Source organism: Alcanivorax borkumensis SK2 (genome assembly GCF_000009365.1).
In the GTDB taxonomy this organism is placed as follows: Bacteria; Pseudomonadota; Gammaproteobacteria; order Pseudomonadales; family Alcanivoracaceae; genus Alcanivorax; species Alcanivorax borkumensis.
Genome location: NC_008260.1, coordinates 1 through 20,362 on the forward strand (window position 1 = coordinate 1; position 20,362 = coordinate 20,362).

General features: G+C 55.2%; 18 protein-coding genes. 12 read left to right on the top strand and 6 right to left on the bottom strand.

The features are described from left to right. The 4 genes from dnaA to gyrB all read left to right on the top strand — a co-directional run bounded on the left by dnaA (position 1) and on the right by gyrB (position 6,202). The gene (gene dnaA / locus ABO_RS00005) at positions 1 to 1,425 is read left to right on the top strand and encodes a chromosomal replication initiator protein DnaA (RefSeq protein WP_011587299.1); all 1,425 of its coding nucleotides are present in this window, start codon (positions 1 to 3) and stop codon (positions 1,423 to 1,425) included. A 52-nt stretch (positions 1,426 to 1,477) separates the two neighbouring features. After that, the gene (gene dnaN / locus ABO_RS00010) at positions 1,478 to 2,578 is read left to right on the top strand and encodes a DNA polymerase III subunit beta (RefSeq protein ID WP_011587300.1); all 1,101 of its coding nucleotides are present in this window, start codon (positions 1,478 to 1,480) and stop codon (positions 2,576 to 2,578) included. Positions 2,579 to 2,665: 87 nt separating this feature from the next. Further along, the gene (gene recF, locus ABO_RS00015) at positions 2,666 to 3,775 is read left to right on the top strand and encodes a DNA replication/repair protein RecF (RefSeq protein ID WP_041704514.1); all 1,110 of its coding nucleotides are present in this window, start codon (positions 2,666 to 2,668) and stop codon (positions 3,773 to 3,775) included. A gap of 9 nt (positions 3,776 to 3,784) precedes the next feature. Continuing rightward, positions 3,785 to 6,202, top strand: a complete 2,418-nt coding sequence (gyrB, locus tag ABO_RS00020) for a DNA topoisomerase (ATP-hydrolyzing) subunit B (RefSeq protein WP_011587302.1) — start codon at positions 3,785 to 3,787, stop codon at positions 6,200 to 6,202. A gap of 94 nt (positions 6,203 to 6,296) precedes the next feature. Here gyrB and ABO_RS00025 read toward each other — a convergent pair whose 3' ends face one another. The 5 genes from ABO_RS00025 to glyQ all read right to left on the bottom strand — a co-directional run bounded on the left by ABO_RS00025 (position 6,297) and on the right by glyQ (position 11,274). Continuing rightward, complete coding sequence (locus tag ABO_RS00025) at positions 6,297 to 6,653, bottom strand: H-NS family nucleoid-associated regulatory protein (RefSeq protein ID WP_011587303.1); 357 nt, start codon at positions 6,651 to 6,653, stop codon at positions 6,297 to 6,299. A 152-nt stretch (positions 6,654 to 6,805) separates the two neighbouring features. Continuing rightward, positions 6,806 to 7,534, bottom strand: a complete 729-nt coding sequence (locus ABO_RS00030; protein WP_011587304.1) for a lysophospholipid acyltransferase family protein — start codon at positions 7,532 to 7,534, stop codon at positions 6,806 to 6,808. After that, complete coding sequence (gene gmhB / locus ABO_RS00035; protein ID WP_011587305.1) at positions 7,531 to 8,079, bottom strand: D-glycero-beta-D-manno-heptose 1,7-bisphosphate 7-phosphatase; 549 nt, start codon at positions 8,077 to 8,079, stop codon at positions 7,531 to 7,533. The genes ABO_RS00030 and gmhB overlap by 4 nt, the downstream gene beginning before the upstream one ends. A 118-nt stretch (positions 8,080 to 8,197) precedes the next feature. Next, the gene (gene glyS, locus ABO_RS00040; RefSeq protein WP_011587306.1) at positions 8,198 to 10,270 is read right to left on the bottom strand and encodes a glycine--tRNA ligase subunit beta; all 2,073 of its coding nucleotides are present in this window, start codon (positions 10,268 to 10,270) and stop codon (positions 8,198 to 8,200) included. Then, positions 10,270 to 11,274, bottom strand: a complete 1,005-nt coding sequence (glyQ, locus tag ABO_RS00045) for a glycine--tRNA ligase subunit alpha (protein WP_011587307.1) — start codon at positions 11,272 to 11,274, stop codon at positions 10,270 to 10,272. Before glyQ ends, glyS begins: the two co-directional genes overlap by 1 nt. A 161-nt stretch (positions 11,275 to 11,435) precedes the next feature. Here glyQ and ABO_RS00050 point away from each other — a divergent pair, with 161 nt between their 5' ends. Beyond that, positions 11,436 to 12,014 (top strand): DNA-3-methyladenine glycosylase I, encoded by a 579-nt coding sequence (locus ABO_RS00050; RefSeq protein ID WP_011587308.1) that lies wholly within the window; start codon positions 11,436 to 11,438, stop codon positions 12,012 to 12,014. Positions 12,015 to 12,162: 148 nt separating this feature from the next. Here ABO_RS00050 and ABO_RS00055 read toward each other — a convergent pair whose 3' ends face one another. After that, positions 12,163 to 12,939, bottom strand: coding sequence for an ATP-binding protein (locus tag ABO_RS00055; protein WP_011587309.1), 777 nt, complete (start codon positions 12,937 to 12,939; stop codon positions 12,163 to 12,165). A 156-nt stretch (positions 12,940 to 13,095) separates the two neighbouring features. Between ABO_RS00055 and ABO_RS00060 the strand changes: the two genes are divergently transcribed. The 7 genes from ABO_RS00060 (at position 13,096) to ABO_RS00090 (ending at position 20,316) form a co-directional block, all read left to right on the top strand. Continuing rightward, positions 13,096 to 13,431 carry a hypothetical protein gene (locus tag ABO_RS00060; protein ID WP_050731490.1) on the top strand — a complete coding sequence of 112 codons (336 nt, stop codon included), beginning with the start codon at positions 13,096 to 13,098 and terminating at the stop codon, positions 13,429 to 13,431. Positions 13,432 to 13,453: 22 nt separating this feature from the next. Beyond that, entirely contained in the window at positions 13,454 to 14,797 is a 1,344-nt protein-coding gene (locus tag ABO_RS00065) for a DUF2868 domain-containing protein (protein WP_011587310.1), read from the top strand. A 90-nt stretch (positions 14,798 to 14,887) separates the two neighbouring features. Further along, positions 14,888 to 16,369 (top strand): GTPase/DUF3482 domain-containing protein, encoded by a 1,482-nt coding sequence (locus ABO_RS00070; RefSeq protein WP_011587311.1) that lies wholly within the window; start codon positions 14,888 to 14,890, stop codon positions 16,367 to 16,369. A 128-nt stretch (positions 16,370 to 16,497) separates the two neighbouring features. Then, on the top strand, positions 16,498 to 17,004 hold the full coding sequence (locus ABO_RS00075) for a MarR family winged helix-turn-helix transcriptional regulator (RefSeq protein ID WP_011587312.1): 507 nt from the start codon (positions 16,498 to 16,500) through the stop codon (positions 17,002 to 17,004). Positions 17,005 to 17,014: 10 nt separating this feature from the next. After that, a complete protein-coding gene (locus ABO_RS00080) occupies positions 17,015 to 19,123 on the top strand; it encodes an FUSC family protein (protein WP_011587313.1) in 2,109 nt (702 codons plus the stop codon). Then, positions 19,113 to 19,313 carry a DUF1656 domain-containing protein gene (locus ABO_RS00085; RefSeq protein WP_011587314.1) on the top strand — a complete coding sequence of 67 codons (201 nt, stop codon included), beginning with the start codon at positions 19,113 to 19,115 and terminating at the stop codon, positions 19,311 to 19,313. Before ABO_RS00080 ends, ABO_RS00085 begins: the two co-directional genes overlap by 11 nt. 13 nt (positions 19,314 to 19,326) lie before the next feature. Continuing rightward, the gene (locus ABO_RS00090) at positions 19,327 to 20,316 is read left to right on the top strand and encodes a biotin/lipoyl-binding protein (protein ID WP_011587315.1); all 990 of its coding nucleotides are present in this window, start codon (positions 19,327 to 19,329) and stop codon (positions 20,314 to 20,316) included. Positions 20,317 to 20,362 lie beyond the last annotated feature (46 nt).

Below are 20,362 nucleotides of genomic sequence, written 5' to 3' on the forward strand. Positions count from 1 at the left end.
GTGTCTGAAGAGCTCTGGCAACGCTGTTTGACGCGGCTGGAAGATGAGTTGCCGTCGCAGCAGTTCAATATGTGGATACGGCCGCTTCAAGTTGCTGCGTCTGCAGATGGTGCGGAGCTAACATTGTTTGCCCCTAACCGGTTTGTGGTGGATTGGGTTCGTGACAAGTACCTAGATCGCATTAGCGAGGTTCTAGGGGAGATGCAGTCAGGCCCCCTTCCCCAATTGCGTTTGGAGGTAGGGTCTACCCGTGCCAGCACGCCTGCAGCATCGTACTTCAATGGTTCCTCCTCCTCCTCTAGTAATGGGCCGATAACGACGCCTGCCGCGGCTCCAGCGCCCCGTCAGCCTGAGTCTGATAGCCGACCGCAACCCACTTCGTTGGGTGGAGCTCGTAAGCACCGCAGCAACCTTAATACAGGCTTTACTTTCTCAACCTTCGTTGAGGGTAAATCCAATCGTATGGCAGCGGCGGCAGCGCAGCAGGTAGCCGAAAACCCGGCCAGTCATGGCTATAACCCTTTGCTTTTGTATGGTGGTGTGGGGCTGGGTAAAACTCACCTGATGCATGCGGTCGGCAATGAGTTGTTGCGACGCAACCCCAATGCCAAGGTGGTCTATCTGCACAGTGAACGGTTTGTAGCAGATATGATTTCTGCCTTACGTAACAAGACCATTAACGAGTTTAAGCGGTTTTATCGTTCTGTGGATGCTCTGCTGATTGATGATATTCAATTTTTTGCAGGAAAAGAGCAGTCCCAGGAGGAGTTTTTTCACACCTTCAATGCGTTACTGGAAAATGGGCAACAGATCATTCTCACCTGCGACAAGTTTCCTAAAGAGGTGGATGGCCTAGAGGAGCGTCTGAAGAGCCGTTTTGGTTGGGGGTTGTCTCAGCCGATGGAGCCGCCGGAATTGGAAACGCGAGTGGCGATTCTTAAGAAAAAAGCCGAAGAAGCCAAGGTGGATCTGCCGAATGATGCGGCCTTCTTTATTGCCCAGCGGATTCGTTCAAACGTGCGGGAGCTAGAAGGCGCATTGCGTCGGGTGATTGCTCACGTTCGCTTTACCGGTGCGCAGATTGATATCGGCCTGATCAAGGAAGCGCTGAAGGATTTGATTGCACTGCAGGCGCGACAGATCAGTATTGATAATATTCAGCGCATCGTAGCCGAATACTACAAAATTAAGATTAATGATCTTTTGTCTCCACGACGCACACGTTCCGTGGCGCGGCCCCGGCAAGTTGCTATGGCGTTGTCGAAAGAGTTGACCAGCCACAGCTTGCCGGAAATTGGTGAGAATTTTGGTGGCCGGGATCACACTACGGTACTGCACGCCTGTCGCAAAGTACTGGAGTTGCGGGAATCCAATCCGGAAATTGAAGAAGATTATCTGAATCTGTTACGGACATTGACGTCCTAATCGGGGTGGCTCTGTGGCGAGCAAGACCCAATAACCAGAACGGGAAAGCGCGATGAAATTCTCAATCAATAGAGAACAGCTGCTCAAGCCGCTACAGCAGGTTGCGGCAGTGGTGGAGAAGCGGCAGACCTTGCCGGTACTGTCCAATGTGTTATTGGAAGTGGGTGATGGCCAGCTATCTATGACCGGGACAGACCTGGAACTGGAGCTGGTCGCCCGTTTGCCGCTTGAGGGCGAGCTTGAGCCTGGCGAAACCACCGTGCCGGCCCGTAAGCTGGTAGACATTGGCAAGAGCTTGCCGGCGGAGGCGGATATCCGTTTTGAGGTGGATGGTGAGCGCATGCTGGTTCGTTCTGGCCGTAGCCGCTTTACTCTGTCCACCCTGCCGGCCTCCGAATTCCCGAATCTGGAAGAAGATGCCGCTGGCAGTAGCCTTGAGATTAAGCCGGATGTGTTGCGTGGTCTGATTGATCGAACAGCGTTTTCTATGGCTCAGCAGGATGTGCGCTATTACCTGAACGGGATGCTTTTTGAACTTAAGTCTGGCCGTTTGCGTGCGGTGGCTACCGATGGCCACCGCCTGGCCCTGTGCGATGCAGAACTGGATGTACCCGTGGAAGAGGCGTCGGTTATTCTGCCGCGCAAAGGGGTGATGGAACTATCGAGAATCCTCGGGGATAGCGGTGAAGTTGCACGCCTGACTATTGGTCGTAATCATGTGCGTATCGTGGTCGGAGCGATCACTTTCACGTCCAAGTTAGTTGATGGTAAGTTTCCGGAATATGACCGAGTAATCCCGAAGGAAGGATCCCGTAAGGTGGTGGCTGACCGTGAGACCCTGCGCCAAGCGTTGGCTCGGGTGGCGATCCTTTCTAACGAAAAGTACCGTGGTGTGCGGGTGCAGTTGTCTGAGGGTAGTTTGCGGATTGTGGCTAACAACCCAGAGCAGGAAGAAGCGGAAGAAGAAGTGTCCGTAGATTTTAATGGCTCGCCCTTGGAGATTGGTTTCAATGTCAGCTATCTGTTGGACGTGCTGAATACTATGGGTGGCACGCAGGCGGAATTGGAGATGGGTGATAGCAATAGCAGTGCCCTGGTTTTTGATCCTGAGAGTAAGGCAGCCGTGTATGTGGTTATGCCGATGCGCCTCTGAGTATGTATTGTCTTGCCGGGGTGGTCTCCATCGTCGCCCCGTTGATGTTCTTCCCCTCCCCTTTTTTTGACCGCTGTTGTCTTTCCTATGCTTAGCCGTCTCCAGTTAAGCAATTTCCGTAACTACGGCACCGCTGAAGTGGATCTGTCTTCGTCCCTGAATGTGATCCTTGGGGATAATGGCAGCGGCAAAACCAGTTTGCTGGAAGCGATTTATTTTATCGGTAGTGGCGGTCGTTCCTTTCGTGGTGGTCGTTTGTCGCGGTTAGTGCGTGATGGTGCTGAGGCCGCCACCTTGTACGCTGAAGTGGTTGGTGTTCAAGATGTACACCGTATCGGGATTCGCCGTACGCCTGGGGGGATTGATGCAATCAAGTTGGACGGTCAGACCCCCAAAGCGCTGAGTGAAGTGGCTGTTCTGTTGCCGGTATTAGCGCTGCACCCTACTTCGGTTGAGTTGGTTTTTGGTGCATCTCAGCTGCGTCGTCGGTTCATGGACTGGGGAATGTTCCACGTGGAACATCAGTTTATGCCCGTGTGGCGCGCGGGATCCGCCGCGCTAAAGCAGCGCAACGCGCTGCTGCGAGCCGGCAATCCAAACCTGCGCGAACTGGGCTTTTGGAATCAGCAACTGTCGCAGACTTCTGATAGAATTGAAGGGTTGCGCAGAGGCTATCTGAATGCACTGCAGCGTGGTCTTGATGAGGCCTTAACGGTACTGGCACCGGAGCTAAAAATACGCCTTAGGTTGCAAACAGGGCTCCATAAGGGTGAGTCCTATGCCCAAGCATTGTCGCGTCTTCAGTCTGATGACTTGCGGCGCGGTTTTAGCCAGGCTGGGTTCCACCGCAGTGATATCCGTATAGAGAGCCACGGCGTTGTCGCCCGCGATCGTTTATCTCGCGGGCAGGCGAAATTGGTCGCTTATGGGCTGGTCTTGGCTCAGCTGCCCATGATTAGTCAGTCAGGTAAGGTTTGCACCCTGCTGGTGGATGATCTGGCGGCTGAATTGGACGAAGAGCATCGTAATCAATTGCTTGGCTATCTTGCCACAACGGGCCACCAGACATTGATTACTGCGCTGGATATGCCCCAATGGGCTGCCATCGTTAATGATAATGACGCATTACAGTCGGTCGAGAACAAAATGTTCCACGTGGAACATGGAAAGCTGCGATCCCTCACCGAGAGCAAATAAGGAAATACCATGGCGGAGAAAAAATACGATTCATCCAGCATTAAGGTGCTGAAAGGATTGGATGCCGTACGTAAACGTCCAGGCATGTATATCGGTGATACGGATGATGGCACAGGCCTGCACCACATGGTGTTTGAGGTCGTAGATAACTCCATCGATGAAGCTCTCGCCGGGTTTTGCTCTGAAATCAAAGTGGTTATCCATCCCGATGAGTCCATGTCTATCCAAGATAATGGTCGTGGCATTCCTACCGAAATGCACGAGGAAGAAGGTGTTAGTGCAGCAGAAGTGATCATGACGGTGCTGCACGCTGGTGGTAAATTCGACGATAACACCTACAAGGTGTCCGGTGGCCTTCACGGTGTAGGCGTATCGGTGGTGAATGCTTTGTCAGAAGAGCTGAAACTGACTATTCGCCGTAATGGCCAGGTCCACGAGCAGATTTATAATCACGGGGTGCCAGCAAAACCACTTGAAGTAGTGGGCACGACAGATTCCAGCGGCACCGCGGTGCACTTCCGTCCTTCTCCGGAAACCTTCAGCAATATCAAATTCCATTACGACATTCTTGCCAAGAGACTGCGTGAGCTGAGTTTCCTGAACTCTGGTGTGCGTATTCATCTGATGGATGAGCGTAGCGGTGATGAGGATGTTTTCGAGTATGAAGGTGGCTTAAGCGCCTTTGTCAGCTACCTGAATACCAATAAAACCCCGCTAAATCAGGTATTCCACTTCAATTACGAGCGCGAAGAGGATGGTATTGCGGTAGAAGTGGCCATGCAGTGGAATGATTCCTATCAGGAAAATATCTTCTGCTTTACCAATAATATTCCTCAGCGCGATGGTGGTACTCACCTGGCAGGCTTTCGGGCAGCGCTGACCCGGACCTTGAACAGCTACATGGACAAGGAGGGGTTCCTCAAGAAGGAAAAAGCTAGTCCATCCGGTGATGATGCTCGGGAAGGGCTGACTGCGGTGATTTCCGTGAAAGTGCCGGATCCCAAGTTCTCCAGCCAGACTAAAGATAAGCTGGTGTCCTCCGAGGTGAAAAGCGCTGTAGAGCAAACTATGGGTGATCTCTTCCAGGATTATTTGCTGGAAAACCCAGGTGAAGCACGCAGTATTGTGCAAAAAATCATCGATGCGGCCCGCGCCCGTGACGCGGCTCGTAAAGCCCGTGAGATGACTCGGCGTAAAGGCGCGCTGGATATCGCTGGCCTGCCCGGAAAATTGGCTGATTGCCAGCAGAAAGATCCGGCGTTGTCTGAACTCTACATTGTGGAGGGTGATTCTGCGGGTGGTTCGGCCAAGCAGGGTCGAGACCGCAAGAACCAGGCGATTTTGCCGCTCAAGGGTAAAATTCTGAACGTGGAAAAAGCCCGTTTCGACAAGATGCTGTCTTCTCAGGAAGTGGGCACCCTGATTACGGCTCTGGGCTGTGGTATTGGTCGAGATGAGTACAATATCGAAAAGCTGCGTTACCACCGTATCATCATCATGACGGATGCGGACGTGGATGGCTCACACATTCGTACCCTGCTGCTCACCTTCTTCTTCCGTCAGCTCCCTGAGCTGATTGAGCGCGGTTACGTCTACATTGCTCAACCGCCGTTGTACAAGGTGAAGAAAGGCAAGCAAGAGACCTACCTTAAAGATGATCCGGCCATGGAGGAGTATTTAACCACCTTGGCACTGGATAAAACCGGCCTGTATCCAGGCAACGATGCACCACCGATCAGTGGTGAGCCGCTGGCCAAGCTGATTGCTGAATACCGTGGTGTAATGAAAATTGTCGATCGCCAGTCCCGGGTATTCCCGGAAGAAGTACTGGAGCAGATGATTTATATGCCGTCACTCAGCGAAAGCTCATTGAACGACGAAGCTGCCATGATGCAATGGTGTGAGACCTTGGGTAAACGTGTGGATGCGATTACTGATGCGACCCAGACCTTCACTATTACTGCTCAGCGGGACGAGGAGCGGGGTCTGTATCTTCCTCGTGTGCAAGTGCTCGCTCACGGTGTACCCCGCGAATATAAGGTGACACTGGATTTCTTGCAGTCTCCGGACTACCAGAAAATCAAGGCGCTGGGGGAAACCCTTGAAGGCTTGCTGGCTGAGGATGCCTATATTCAACGTGGTGAGTCACAGCGGCCTATCCGTCATTTCGCAGAAGCTCTAGACTGGCTGATGGCCCAGGCTCGTCGTGGCACCAGTTTCCAGCGCTATAAAGGGCTGGGTGAGATGAACGCTGACCAGCTATGGGAAACCACCATGGATCCGGAAAGTCGCCGTATGTTGCAGGTGACCATCGAAGATGCCATCGCAGCGGATCAGATTTTCACCTGCCTGATGGGTGATGATGTAGACCCGCGCCGTCGGTTCATCGAGTCCAACGCGCTTCAGGTATCTAATTTGGATGTGTAAAGAGACGTTGTACGCGTAACGTTACTTGTAGCAGGTATAAAAAAAGCGAACCTTAGGGTTCGCTTTTTTGTGTTGCTGCAGCGTGCGGTAATTTTTATACCGCAAAATCTTCCAGCTTGGCGCCTTTGCTCAGGGCATCCTGCAACCACAGCGGGCGTTTGCCGCGACCGGTCCAGGTATTGCCACTGTTGTTAGGGTCGCGGAATTTTACTTTTGCCGGACGACGAACTCCGGTTTTCTTTTTTGCGGCGTTCTTGCGAGTAGTTTTTTTCTTCTCAGTAGAACTTTTCAGCAGATCCTGTGGAGCGACACCCAAATTTTTGGCCATTTTCTCCAGTACAGCCTGGGCATTTTTCAATTCGGCTTTACGCTTTTTATCTAGCGCGGATTCTGCCTGCTTAATCAGTTTTTCCAGTTCGTCGACAGACAATTGGTCAAGATTAATGCTCATTAAGGTGCCCTTATTTAGATCGTAGAATAACGGCTCAGACTGTAATTATTTTAAAAGGCCTTGGCAATATAAAAGCTATTAAATGGCCCAAGTAACATCTAACCCCAGTTTATCAACCGCTCATACTCATAAAATAGCGAAGGTTGTAAATTTTAGCTTGGGTAATGATCCACTATCCATTGGTGTACTTCAGCGGTTATTTGCTTGGCTTTTTTATTTTCGGTCGAAATGGGGGGGCTTATGCGCAAGGTGATAGTACCTGGATAACGGATCCAGGTTTTTCGTGGCCAGCAATTTCCACTGTTATGGGAAATGGCTATCACGGGTACACCTGCTTGGCTTGCCAGCAAACTGCCGCCGTGGTTGAACTTGCCTAGCGTACCGGGTGGTTGTCGTGTTCCTTCCGGAAAAATGACCACACGCAGGCCGCTCTTGAGGCGTTGTTTGCCTTGGGAAAGAACGGATTTCAGCGCACCATTGCCATCACTTCGGTTGATGCGAATGGGATTAAGCAACGCTAAACCCCAGCCGAAGAAGGGAATCCAAAGGAGTTCCCTTTTCAACACGGTGGCTTGCGGGCTGATGAGTACCTGTAGGTAAAATGTTTCCCAGCTGCTTTGATGGTTAGCGAGAATGACGCAAGGGTCTTCGCTGAGGTGTTCGTGGCCTTCTAACGTTACGGTAATACGGTTTAGCCGCTGGTCGAGCCACATGGCAAAACGAGTCCACTGATTAATAAACCGGTGCCGCGCATGCCGTGGCAGAAATGGGCCGATAAGCACGCATAAGAAACTGTGAAAAATGCCGGTCAGGCTATATAGCACAAAAAAAAGTGCGCTGCGGACCTTGATCGACAGCGACGGTGGAGCGTGCGGGGTCATGCTTTTTCCTTCAAGAGGTGATCTGTAAAGTCAGCGAGGGAATCATAAATAGAAACGGTGCCCAAGGAGTCCGGAAGGCCCTTTTCAAGAGTCTTATTGCCTTTGCCGGTGCGTACCAGTACCGGTAGGCAATGGCGAGCGATTCCCGCTTCAAGATCCCTAAGGCTATCACCAATCAGCGGAGCCCCGGCCACATCGCCATACTCGGTAACAATCTGATCGATAAGACCGGGGAGCGGTTTGCGGCAAGTGCAGCCGTCATCGGGACCGTGGGGGCAGTAGACGATCTTGCCGAGCTTGCCGCCCTGCTCTTCTACTAAGGCGCGAAGTCGCTCATGCATGGCCTCTAACGTGGCTACATCATAGTAGCCGCGGGCGATACCCGATTGGTTCGTCGCCACTGTTACGATATAGCCTGCTTTGCTCAAGCGGGCAATGGCGTCAATGCTGCCGGGGATGGGGATCCACTCGTCTACCGTTTTGATGTAAGCATTGGAGTCTTCGTTGATGACACCGTCACGATCGAGAATAATGATCTTATTCATGAGCGAATATTTATTTCCTCTGCCGCAGAGCGTCGCTGCCAGTAATGTTTCTACGGCAGATTATTATAATAAAGGCCGCTGATTAAGCGGCCTTTATTTAGGTTTTAGCGTATGGCTTTTATTCCTGCAACAAACTGATATCCGCCACATTCAGGAACAGATCTCGCAGGAAGGCGAGCAACGCTAACCGGTTATTACGCACAGCTTCGTCTTCCGCCATCACCATGACGGTGTCAAAAAAGGTGTCTACAGGCTCACGCAGTTGCGCAAGCATTTCCAGCACGCTGGCGTAGTCGCCGGCTTCCAGCAGTTCGTAGGTCTGTTCGAATGCGGCCACGACCATATTGGTCAACGTTTTTTCTGCTTCATCTTCCAGCAAGGCGCCATCGATTTCTTCGGCGGGTGCGGTTTCCAGCTTGGCAAGGATGTTAGAGACGCGCTTGTTGGCAGCCGCTAGTGCTTGCGCTTCGTCACGTTGTTGGAAGGCCGCCACGGCTTTCACCCGACGGTCGAAGTCCAGTGGCTTGCGGCAAGCATCGTCGATGGCCAGCACCGACAAGATCACCGGGGTAGCGATGCCTTGTTCCTGATAAATGGCGCGGTAACGGCCTTTGATGAACTCAAAAGCATCATCCACTTGGGCGGTATCAATACGCTCGCCCAATTGTTCGGCTGCTTTATCCAGTAGCTCACGCAGGTCAAGCGCCAGTTCATGTTCGATGATAATGCGCAGCACGCCCAAGGTAGCGCGACGTAGCGCATAGGGGTCTTTGGTCCCGCTGGGTTTTTGGCCAATACCGAAGATGCCCACCAGGGTATCGATTTTGTCGGCCAAGGAAACAGCCATGCCGGTTTTGCTTTGCGGCAAGGTGTCGCCGGCGAAACGTGGCAGGTACTGTTCATACAAGGCGTTAGCCACCTCTTTCGGCTGACCTTCCCGCTGGGCCAGATAGAAGCCCATGATGCCCTGCATCGTGTCGAATTCGCCGACCATTTCGCTGTTCAGGTCGGCTTTGCTGAGCTTTCCGGCCAGTTTAGCGTTGTCCACGTCGCCACCGATGTTCTCGGCGATCACGGCGGCCAGGCCACCAATGCGTTCGCACTTTTCGGCGACGGTGCCTAGCTGCTGTTGGAATACCACATTGGTCAAGCCTTCGGCGTGCTGTGCCAAAGTGCGCTTACAATCGTTGTCGTAAAAGAAGGCGGCGTCGGCCAAGCGCGGACGGATGACCTTCTCGTTACCGTGGATCACCTGTTGCGGATCCTTGGACTGGATATTGCTGATGGTAATAAAGCGGGGCATCAGCTTGCCGTCGTTATCCAGTACCGAAAAATATTTCTGGTGCTCTTCCATAGCACTGATCAGGGCTTCCTGGGGAACGCGCAGGAAGTCATCATCAAAGCTACCCATGAGTGCCTCGGGCCATTCCACAAGAGCGGTGACTTCGTTGAGCAGGTCTGGATTGATCTGGGCGACCCCGCCGGCTTCTTTGCCGGCCGCCAAGGTCTGTTCTTTAATCATGGCCTTACGGCGGTCAAAATCTGCCAGAACGTGACCGTCGTTTTCGATGCGCTGGGCATATTCGCTGGCAGAGGCCAGTTCGATAGCGCCTGGAGCATGGAAGCGGTGGCCATAGCTGGTGCGGCCAGATTGCAGATCCAGCAGCTCAAACGGAATGACTTCGTCACCAAATAACGCCACCAGCCAATGGGCCGGGCGCACAAACTGCACCTTGCGCTTGCCCCAACGCATGCGTTTGGGGATCGGCAGCTTCTGGATGGACTGGGTGAAAAAGGCGGGGATCAGTTCGGCGGCGCTTTTGCCCTGCTCGGTGATCTGTGCCACTAGGCGCTCACCCTTGCCGGTGTCCTGGCGGCCGAGCTGGTCTACGGTCAGTCCCAGCGAGGCGGCAAAGCCTTGGGCGGCTTTGGTTGGGTTGCCGTCGCTGTCGAAGGCTGCCTGCACCGCAGGGCCCTGGCGCTCGATATCGCGGTCGGCCTGTTTCTCATCCAGATCCCGCACCAGCAAAGCCAGACGGCGAGGGGCGGCAAAACGTTCTACAGCACCGTGGTTCAGGCCAGCTTCATCCAGTTGGCGGACAAATTCATCAGTGAGCGCGGCACTCAGTGAGGCCAGCGCTTTCGGGGGCAGCTCTTCGGTGCCCAATTCAATCAGTAAATCCCGGGACATTATTGCTTCCCCTTTTTCTTTTGGCCGTCTTTCTGGGCCTGCTTGGCGGCCTTGTCATCCTGCTTTTGCAGCTCTGCCATTACTTCCTCGCGAACGGTGTCATCCGCCATGGGGAAGCCCAGCGCACGCCGCTTGTCGAAGTAGGCCTGGGCCACCGCCCGTGCCAGTGTGCGCACACGCAAGATAAAGCGCTGACGCTCGGTGACAGAAATAGCCTTGCGGGCATCCAGCAGGTTAAAGGTATGGGAGGCTTTGAGAACGTACTCGTAGGCCGGCAGCGGTAGGCCCGCGTCAATCAGCTTGGAGGATTCGCCCTCAAACAGGTCGAACTGCTTGAATAGCTCGTCAACATTGGCGTGTTCGAAGTTGAAGGTGGACATTTCCACTTCGTTTTGCAGGAACACATCACCGTAGGTTACCTTGCCGAAGGGGCCATCTGACCACACCAAGTCGTAGACGGAATCCACGCCTTGGATGTACATGGCCAAGCGTTCCAGGCCATAGGTAATTTCACCGGTGACCGGATAACAGTCGATACCGCCCACTTGCTGAAAATAGGTGAACTGGGTGACTTCCATGCCGTTCAGCCACACTTCCCAGCCCAGGCCCCAGGCGCCCAGCGTGGGCGATTCCCAGTTGTCTTCTACGAAACGGATGTCGTGCACCAGTGGATCAAAGCCCAGCATACGCAGCGAGCCCAGATAGAGCTCCTGAATATTGTCTGGCGATGGCTTCAGCACCACCTGGAACTGATAATAGTGCTGTAGCCGGTTCGGGTTTTCCCCGTAGCGACCATCGGTGGGTCGGCGGGAGGGCTGCACATAGGCACTGTTCCAGTTTTCCGGGCCAATGGCGCGCAGGAAAGTGGAGGGGTGGAAAGTCCCCGCGCCTACTTCCATATCCAGCGGCTGCACAACGACACAGCCCTGTTCAGCCCAGTACTGTTGCAGGGCAAGAATAAGGCCCTGAAAGGTCAAAATATCCGTTTGCGGTTGTTCCGCCATGGTGAATCCTGTTATTCGGTAAAGGTATTCCGGTCCCAGATGGTCGCGAGGGATGGCCGCGAAAGGCGCCAAGTATACCGGCCCGGCTCGATAGGTGATACCGGTGGCGGTGGCTTGCTGCCAAGCAGACAATGTCGGGCAGATAAGAGAGAGGAAAAAGAATGAACGAGCGTTGCCCCTGGTGCGGAGATGACCCGCTTTATCAGCATTATCACGACCATGAGTGGGGGGTGCCCAACCATGACGAAGGCAGCCTGTTCGAGTGCTTGAACTTGGAAGGCGCTCAAGCCGGATTGAGTTGGATTACTGTGCTGCGCAAACGCGAGCATTACCGGCGGGTGTTTGATGGTTTCGATGCGGAGAAAATCGCCCGCTATGACGAGCGCAAGGTGGCTGACTTATTGGTGGACTCGGGGATTATACGCAATCGTTTGAAAGTGGCGGCTACTATCGGCAATGCTCAGGCTTATCTGGCTTTGCGAGACAAGGGCCTCACCCTGGATCAGTATCTCTGGGGTTTTGTGGAGGGTAAGTCGCAAATTAATCATTACCGCACCCTGCAAGAGGTGCCCACGACCACGGCGGTGGCGCAAGCCATGAGTAAAGATCTAAAAGAACGTGGTTTCCGGTTTGTCGGTCCCACCATCGTTTATGCTTTCATGCAGGCCACGGGTATGGTGAATGATCATCTTACTAGCTGTCCGAGGCACCGGGATTTGAATCCAGGAGTACAAAGCTGACACGTCACCAGAATGGGTTGTGAATGGATGAGCTTATGCTGTCATGCTTCGGTTTCCGGTGCGCGTGAGCAAGGCCTTTCGATCAACCCATCGCCTGTTGAAGAGCGTGTATCTCCCCTACCCTTCCAACATTTAACGTTTTCTGCGTTTAAAATTCGCCAACAAACTGATTATAAAACTGCCGGGCGGTGCGGCCAGAGCGGACGCCTTTTTCCATAGAAAAACGCCGCGCTCGCACGTGCAGTTGTTCGCGGTCTTGCACCGTGCCGAACAGATGGTCGACGATGTCAAAATACTGGGTTTCGTTGATAGGGTAAAAACTCAGTCCCAGACCGAACCGATCAGACAGGGAGATTTTTTCTTCTACCACATCGCCATGGTGCAACTCTCGATTAACGACCTGGGTTTGCTCGTTGTCTTTCATATATTCAGGCAGCAGGTGGCGTCGGTTGCTGGTGGCATAGATTCGCACATTTTCCGGCGGCAATTCCAGTGACCCTTCCAGCACGCTCTTCAGGTGTTTGTACTGGTTTTCGCCATCTTCGAAAGACAAGTCATCGCAATAAATAATAAACCGCTGACTGCGGTCACGAATATCGTCAACGATATCCGGCAGGTCGTGCAGATCGTCCTTGTCCACTTCGATTACCCGTAATCCGCGTGGGGAATATTCATTGAGCAGGGCTTTGACGATGGAGGACTTGCCGGTGCCGCGGCTGCCCCACAGCAACACATGGTTGCAAGGTTGCCCGGCAAGAAATCGTTCCGTGTTCTGCACCAGTTTGGCTTTTTGGGGGGCAATGCCGAGCAGGTCGTCCAATCGTACCGGGTCCGGATGGGGAACCGGACGCAATGTCTGTGAACGGCCGCGCCAGATGGCCGCTGGGGTATGGCGCCAGTCGATGGATCGATGGGTGGGGTGCATGAAAGGCCTCGCGAACAAGTGAAAAATAAGGACTGCGCGAGTTTAACGCAGGGATCATTTAAACGCAGGCTGCGCTCGAGGCGAACTTTATCTATGCTTGGAGCTCTGAGAAAGCCCATTCACGTGTGTGGTAACGCGCGCGACAAGGAGAGCAATATGAAAGCTGTCGTTCTGGCTGTAACGGGCCTAGCCTTGGTTCTGGCAGGTTGTAGTTCCTCGTACGACAACAATTACCCCATGGGTTTGCCGGAGGACACCCTCACCTGCCCGGATGATCCACCGCAAGTGTGTACACAGGACTATCGCCCAGTATTTGGTTATGACTATCAAGGCGGTATTCTGGGTGAATATTCCAATGCCTGCGTTGCCTGTGCTACCTATGGAGTGGCATACACCTCGCAAAAAAGCGATCCGAATATGCCAGGGCCGGTGTCCAGTCCTACCACTCCGGGCAAAGGTGGAGTGGCGCCTGCTGCGCCGTCGCGTTATTAATTCAGTTTGACCCGAGGTCGTCTTGGCAAATCCCTTAACCTTGCTACTGGACTTTGACGACCAGTATCGCCGCGATGTGGACCAGAACCATGGCTTCCTGCATCGTCGCGACCGGCGTTTTGCTCAGCAGCAACAAGAACACCGGCAACCGCTCACCATAACCGCTTGGCTGGACTCGTTGCACGCCCTCAATGGGCAGCGGCAGGTGGCCAGCGATGCCGATCCGCGTCTACGCCGCTGGCGTCAGGCCCGTTGGTTGTTTGCTGGCCTGGGGGCGATGCTCGGCGTGGCCTTCATGTTAGGGCTGCTCTATTACGATGGGGGTCGGCAGATCAATGTGACTCTGCTGGTCGCATTGGTCGGTCTGCAAGGGTTACTGGCTTTGTTCACCAGTGTGCAGCCCTGGCGTGCCCTGTTCGGCCCCAGGGGCGATGATGACAGTGCGTTGGCACCGTTGCGCCCGGCGCTATCCGCTCGAGTAGCCCATACCGGTGGGTTGGCGTTTGCCTTCAGTGGTCTGCTGACGCTGCTGTTGATGGTGCTGGTGCAAGACCTAGCGTTTGGTTGGAGTACAACTCTGCAAGCATCCGCCGCGGGTTATCATCAGTGGATCGCTATTCTGGCGCTGCCGTGGCAAGCCCTGTGGCCTGAGGCCGTTCCATCGCAGGCGCTGGTGGAAGCTTCTCAGTTTTACCGATTACAACAGAGTAGTGGGGTGAGCAATCCAGCCTTACTGGGCACTTGGTGGCCGTTCGTATTGATGCTGTGGCTGGTTTATGTGCTGCTGCCTCGCTGGGTATTGCTGATGCTGGCGACACTGCAATTACGCTGGCAGGCACACGCCGCTTTGCGTGCCCATCCTGGCTGGCAGCCGTTGCATTATCGTTTTGACACGCCTTGGGTGGACACCCGTGGCGATGATGAGGGGCAAATAGCCCCTGCTCCGGCCAAAATATTTCTGTCACCACTTCCTGCCAGCGCCACTCTGATTCATTGGGCCGGCGCGGGCATGAACTCTTCGCTATTACGTGCCGCTCTGTCGGCAGATCCGGCTCCCTTACAGTTACGGGCCGGCGGCAACAGTAGCCTTGAGGAAGATGCTCGGGTGTTGGCGCAAGCAGGTCAATCCGGGCAGCCGGTGATTCTGGTGGCCCGTGGTTGGGAGCCACCTACCGGTGAGCTAAGTGACTTTATTTTTGATGCCCGAGAACAAGGCGTGACGGCGTTGCTGGCGCTGGTGCCGTTGGCCGATGAAGAGGGTGCGGCGTTGGCCGACCCGCAGTTGCTGGCGCAGTGGCAACGCTTTGTGGATCGCCAGCGCGACAGCCAGCTACTGCTGTGCGCTCCACGCGCTGATGCCCAATGACGCCGGTCTGATGTCATAGCCGCAGACAGCTCTTCACTTTTCAACAGCCTGTTTAAGTGGCAGCCAATACTCAATAACGCTGAAAACGCCATGGACGATAAAGGTAAAACAGAGAACCTCGATGGGCGCTGCACTGGCATTGCCGAGCCACGCTTTGCTGTAGTGGGCCACCCCAATAAGGGTAAATCCAGTGTAGTGGCGACCCTAGCTCAGAACGACAGCATTGCCATTGCTATGGAGCCGGGAACCACCCGCGATAGCCACCGTTATCCGATGAAAGTGGATGACGTGACGCTATATGAATTGATCGATACCCCGGGCTTTCAGCGGCCCCGCAAGGTGTTGGCCTGGCTGCAGGGGCACAGCCTTTCTGCCTCGGACCGGCCAGACACGGTCGCGGCTTTTGTGACACAACACCGTGATGATCCTCGCTATCACGATGAATGTGAATTGCTGCGGCCCATTGTGGAGGGGGCGGGTATCATCTACGTGGTGGATGGCTCGGTGCCCTATAACCGTGAGCATGAAGCGGAAATGAATATACTGCGCTGGACTGGTCGGCCCAGTTTGGCGCTGATCAATCAGATCGGCCCGGACGATCACAGCGCCGCTTGGGAGGCTGCACTGGGGCAATATTTCCAGATTGTGCGTCGCTTCGACGCGGTGGGTGCCCCCTTCGAAAAACACCTAGACTTGTTGCGCAGCTTTGGCCAGTTAGCCCCACACTGGCGTGAGCCGCTGGATGCGGCGCTGGAATATTTGCAAGCGCTCAAGTTTGGTCGCGACAGCCAAGCGCTGGAATGTATTGCCGACGCGTTAATTGGCATGCTCGGCCATCAGGAAACCGCCCGGCTGGGGGAATTTGAGAGCGCCGAACCCTTGCTGCCTAAGCTGCAGCAACGCTGGCAGGCCTGGCAGCGCGAGCGCGAGCAGCGTTTGCGAGGAGCGGTGGAAGATCTGTACCAGCACCGGCGCTTGCAGCGTCAGGAGGACACGCTGGTGACCCCGGAAGGCGGCGATCTTTTCAGTGAGCGCACCCGGCAGTTGTGGGGCATCAGCAAGAATCAGCTGGCTGCGGCAGGCTTCGGTGCTGGCGCCGTGGGCGGCGCTGGAATCGATGCCATGGCGCTGGGCCATTCACTGGGCGCCGGGGCACTCATTGGTGGGCTATTGGGTGCCGCCGGGAGCTATTACTACAGCGGCAAACTCACCAAACTAAAATTCGGCCCGCTTAGCGGCGGTTTCCGCGAAGCAGTCTACGGCCCCTTGAGAGACCCACAGTTTGCTTATGTGGTGCTGGGCCGGGCGTTGGTGCACTGGTATCAAGTGAGCCAGCGCAACCATGCTGGCCGTGATGTGCTGGTGGTAACCGGTGCCGATGACCACTGGCTGGGGCAGATGGAACGAAGCCATCGTAATGGCCTGCAAAAGAGCTTGCAGGCGCTCGCTCAACGCCGCTTTGAACCCAGTAAGCGCCAGCGGCTGATCGAACAGTTGGAGTGGGCTCAGCAGGCGTTTGCCCAGTGGCAGTTGCAAGCGTTCCAGACGACGGATGAAACGACCACAGATTAACCCTTTTAAATCAATCGGGTAGATGCAAGTCCTCTATTGCGAGGACGTTTCTACAAATAAATAGTTCATTTGTGTACTATTTATTTGTAGAATAAATGAACTGAGTTCATGGCCATTTAGGAAAACGCGTGACCCGCTTCGACGCTACTGAAAATCGCATTAGCCTGACCCATAAGCGCTTCCCAGCCTACCCTCGCGAACCAGCCATGCTAGTGCGATTGATGAAAGCCATATCCCAGCATGTACATGACTCTGCCAATGTGTTGCTGCGCGAGTATGGGCTTAATCATACCGACTACAATGTGTTGATGATGCTGTACGGCTGCGAGCAACAAGGGATGACTGTCACCCAGCTGCGCGATGCGGCGGCGGAAAAGTCCGCCAACGTGACCCGAGTGTGCAATATTCTCTGCGAGCGGGGGTGGATCGCTCGTTTTGCGGACCCTCAGGACCGGCGCCGAGTGCTGGTTTCCCTGACCACGGAAGGAGAAAAGTTGGTAGAACAGTTTCTGCCCTCCATGGCGTCCTTGTTAAACCAGTACGGGGCCGCATTTGATGCACAAGAAATCGCGGTACTGGAAACGTTGTTGAAGCGGTTACTGGGAGTGGCCGAGCAGATCGAACGGAATCTGTGAGCGCGTTGTCATGAAGGCCGAGAACCAAGCTGCGCTCTCTAAACCTTTGCTGATTGGCCTGCTGCGCGAAGCCGGGCTGGATTGGCTGTATGTGGGTAAAGTGCTGCTGGCCATCTTTATGGGCGGCGGGTTGGCTATGCGGCTAGATTTGCAGCAGCCGGCCACTACTATGTTGACGGTGGCGCTGGTGATGCACCCGGCCAGTGGCATGGTGCTGGCAAAGAGTTTCTATCGCGCGGTGGGCACCTTGGTCGGTTGTGGCGCGGCCATTGCGCTGGTGGGGCTGTTCCCCCAGCAGCGTGAACTGTTGTTGGTGGGTATGGCCCTGTGGATTGGCCTGTGTGCGGCGGGGGCCTCCCTGTATCGCAACTTTATGTCCTACGGGTTTGTGTTGTCCGGCTATACCGTGGCCATTGTGGTGTTGCCGGTGGTGCAACATCCGCAGGCGTTATTCGATTCGGCGGTAATGCGGGTCAGTGAAGTGATGCTGGGCATCCTGGTGGCTGGGCTGGTGGGCGATGTGCTGTTCCCCCAGCGGTTACGCATGGCGCTGCGTCAGCAATTATCTGGACAATACAGCGGCTTTCTGGCTTTTGTGCGCGGCAGTTTAGGCGGCGTGTTGGGCCGGGATGCTCTGGAAAACGCCCATATGCGTTTTGTCGGTGAGACCATTCAGGTGGAAAACCTACGCAGTTCCGTGGTGTTCGAAGATGCCGGGGTGCGAGCACACAGTCCGCGGCTACGTCAGCTTAATCAGCGCTTTATGGAGGTCTCCACCAGCTATCAGACCCTGCACCACCTGATGAACCGTATGCATGCACCCCATCATCACGATACCCGCCAACGATTGATGCAGTTATGCGAGTTTGCCGCGACTGCCCTAGAGGATGATTGCGAACCAGATCCGGCTGCCGCAGCGCGGTTATCGCAAGCGCTGCAGAAGGCTGAGCGGGAATTGCCCGGCAAAATCAGTGAGCAGCGGCAGGGCCTCACTTCACCCCGCGAACAGCTGGATTTTGATACCGGAGCAGAGTTGCTTAGCCGTTGCCTACAAGAGCTGCAGGCCTATGTGCAGGCCTATGCGCTATTGCGCCGCCCCGGCGTGCCCACGGCCGCTCAGAAAGAGGTGGTGTTTCAGCACGGAAATGACCACCTCGGCGCGCTGATGTGCGGCGTCCGCGCCACGGTCACAATGTTGGTGATGGGCAGTTTCTGGATTATGTCCGGCTGGGTGCATGGCGGTAGTGCCATGATGTTGGCGACTATTTTCACTGGCATGTTTGCCAGTGCGCCAAATCCATCGGCGGTAGTGCGACAGATTACTCTGGGCTTCGCCACCGGCATGCCGCTGGCCTTCCTCTGCCAGTTTATGGTGCTCACTCACATGGATGGTTTTGTGTTGATGGTGGCGGGAACATTGCCGTTTCTGCTCATCGGGTTGTACCTGACGACCCGCCCGACGTTGGCGGGCTACGGGACCGGCTTCGTGCTCAGTTTTATTTACCTGTTGAATCTGCATAGCCCGATGACCTTTGATCCTGTGTATGTGGTCAACGAAGGCATTAGCCAAATTGTTGGGGTGCTGGCGGTGGCGGTGGCATTCAGTTTGTTTGGCAATGCCTCCAGCAACCGTTGGTTACGTAACCGCCTGTTGCGCCAGCTGCGCTCTCAGGTTGCCCGTGCCTGTGAGTTACCGTTGCCAGGGCTGCGAGACCGCGTTGAAAGTGCCACCCGGGACCTGTTCATGCAGATTATGGTGCATGCCGGCCCGCGAGCCCGTGACTGGCTGGCCTGGGCATTGTCGGTACATGAAACCGGCCGGGCGGTGGTGGAATTACGTCGTTTGCAGGCCTCGCTGCCGGACACTCAGCAGGGCGTGGTTGGCGCGGTGCTGGAGGCGTTTGCGGCGCTGTATCGCAGTGATGAGGGCAAGCAAGAAAGCGCCCGTCAGCGGGCATTGCGGGCGCTGGATACGGCCATGGCGGCGGTGTCTGACCGCCCTGCCCTGCGTCAGCTCCATCTATTGCGCTTGGCTTTGCTGGATACCGAGTCGGTGTTGGCTGCGCCTTTATCCCCTTATTTATCTTCATATCAGGAGGCGGCGACGGATGCCCCGTGAAATTGCGCTGTTGGATGCGTTAGTGCCCAGCCTGTTGCTGGTGTTCGTGATTAGCTTGCTGCTGCAGTGGGCGGTGGACTGGGTAGGCGGTCGCTATGGGCTGTACCGTTATGTCTGGCATCCGCCCCTGTTCCGGGTGGCTGTATTTTTCTGCTGTTTTGGTGGCCTAGGTTTGCTGGCCATGCAGTAAAGGAGTGAAAACAATGAAAACCCAATCCCTGATCCGGGCTTCGGTAACGCTGCTGACAGTGGCGTTGGCCTCCCTGCTGGCTTGGGCCTTGTGGCAGCACTATATGTATTCCCCCTGGACCCGCGATGGCCGGGTGCGGGCACGGGTGGTGCAGGTAGCGCCGGATGTATCGGGCCTAGTGACGGAAGTGCCGGTGGCGGATAACCAGGCCGTGCAGCGGGGTGATTTGTTGTTCGTGATCGACCGTAGCCGTTACCAGAATGCCTTGCTGCAAGCGCAAGCGGATCAGCAGGCCGCTGAGGCCGCAGCGCGGGCAGCCGGTGCTGATATTCGTGCCGCTCAAGCCAGTGCCGCTAAAGCGCGGGCGGAGTTTGCCATGCGTCAGGCGGAATCCCGTCGCCGTGACCGGATTGCTCAGGCGGTTTCCAGGGAAGTACGCGACAACGCTCACAGCAGTGCTGAGGCCGCCGAGGCCCAATTGCAGGCTGCCCAAGCTAGCCATCAGCGGGCAACGGCCGGTCAGCAGCAGTTATTGGCTCGGCTTCAGCAGGCCAATGCGGCGTTGGCGTTGGCGCAACTGAACCTGGAGCGTACAGAAGTGCGTGCTCCGGTGGACGGTTACGTCACTAACCTGGCGTTGTATCCGGGCGACTACGCCCATGCCGGACAGGCCCGTATGGCGTTGATTGATAGACACGATTTCTGGGTGTATGGCTATTTCGAGGAAACTAAACTGCCGAATGTGCATGTGGGGGATCCGGTGCAGGTGCGCCTGCTTAGTGGCATCCGTGCCAATGGCAAGGTGCATAGTATCGCCCACGGAATCGCTGATCGGGATAACCCCACCGGTGCCGATCTACTGGCGGATGTGAATCCTACCTTTAACTGGGTGCGGCTGGCCCAACGAGTGCCAGTAAGGGTGTCGATTGATGCAGATAGCCTGCCCGAAAACACGGTGCTGGCCGCTGGCATGACCGCTACGCTGACCCTGAATCCCTCTTGAACGGAGCAGATAAAGGGTAGAAAACAGAGCAAAGGCAGATAATTGC

Bases quoted from the DNA above. Each gene is read 5' to 3' on its own strand.
- dnaN (WP_011587300.1), top strand. From the start codon at position 1,478: ATGAAATTCTCAATCAATAGAGAACAGCTGCTCAAGCCGCTACAGCAG.
- recF (WP_041704514.1), top strand. From the start codon at position 2,666: ATGCTTAGCCGTCTCCAGTTAAGCAATTTCCGTAACTACGGCACCGCT.
- gyrB (WP_011587302.1), top strand. From the start codon at position 3,785: ATGGCGGAGAAAAAATACGATTCATCCAGCATTAAGGTGCTGAAAGGA.
- ABO_RS00025 (WP_011587303.1), bottom strand. From the start codon at position 6,653: ATGAGCATTAATCTTGACCAATTGTCTGTCGACGAACTGGAAAAACTG.
- ABO_RS00030 (WP_011587304.1), bottom strand. From the start codon at position 7,534: ATGACCCCGCACGCTCCACCGTCGCTGTCGATCAAGGTCCGCAGCGCA.
- gmhB (WP_011587305.1), bottom strand. From the start codon at position 8,079: ATGAATAAGATCATTATTCTCGATCGTGACGGTGTCATCAACGAAGAC.
- glyS (WP_011587306.1), bottom strand. From the start codon at position 10,270: ATGTCCCGGGATTTACTGATTGAATTGGGCACCGAAGAGCTGCCCCCG.
- glyQ (WP_011587307.1), bottom strand. From the start codon at position 11,274: ATGGCGGAACAACCGCAAACGGATATTTTGACCTTTCAGGGCCTTATT.
- ABO_RS00050 (WP_011587308.1), top strand. From the start codon at position 11,436: ATGAACGAGCGTTGCCCCTGGTGCGGAGATGACCCGCTTTATCAGCAT.
- ABO_RS00055 (WP_011587309.1), bottom strand. From the start codon at position 12,939: ATGCACCCCACCCATCGATCCATCGACTGGCGCCATACCCCAGCGGCC.
- ABO_RS00060 (WP_050731490.1), top strand. From the start codon at position 13,096: ATGAAAGCTGTCGTTCTGGCTGTAACGGGCCTAGCCTTGGTTCTGGCA.
- ABO_RS00070 (WP_011587311.1), top strand. From the start codon at position 14,888: ATGGACGATAAAGGTAAAACAGAGAACCTCGATGGGCGCTGCACTGGC.
- ABO_RS00080 (WP_011587313.1), top strand. From the start codon at position 17,015: ATGAAGGCCGAGAACCAAGCTGCGCTCTCTAAACCTTTGCTGATTGGC.
- ABO_RS00085 (WP_011587314.1), top strand. From the start codon at position 19,113: ATGCCCCGTGAAATTGCGCTGTTGGATGCGTTAGTGCCCAGCCTGTTG.
- ABO_RS00090 (WP_011587315.1), top strand. From the start codon at position 19,327: ATGAAAACCCAATCCCTGATCCGGGCTTCGGTAACGCTGCTGACAGTG.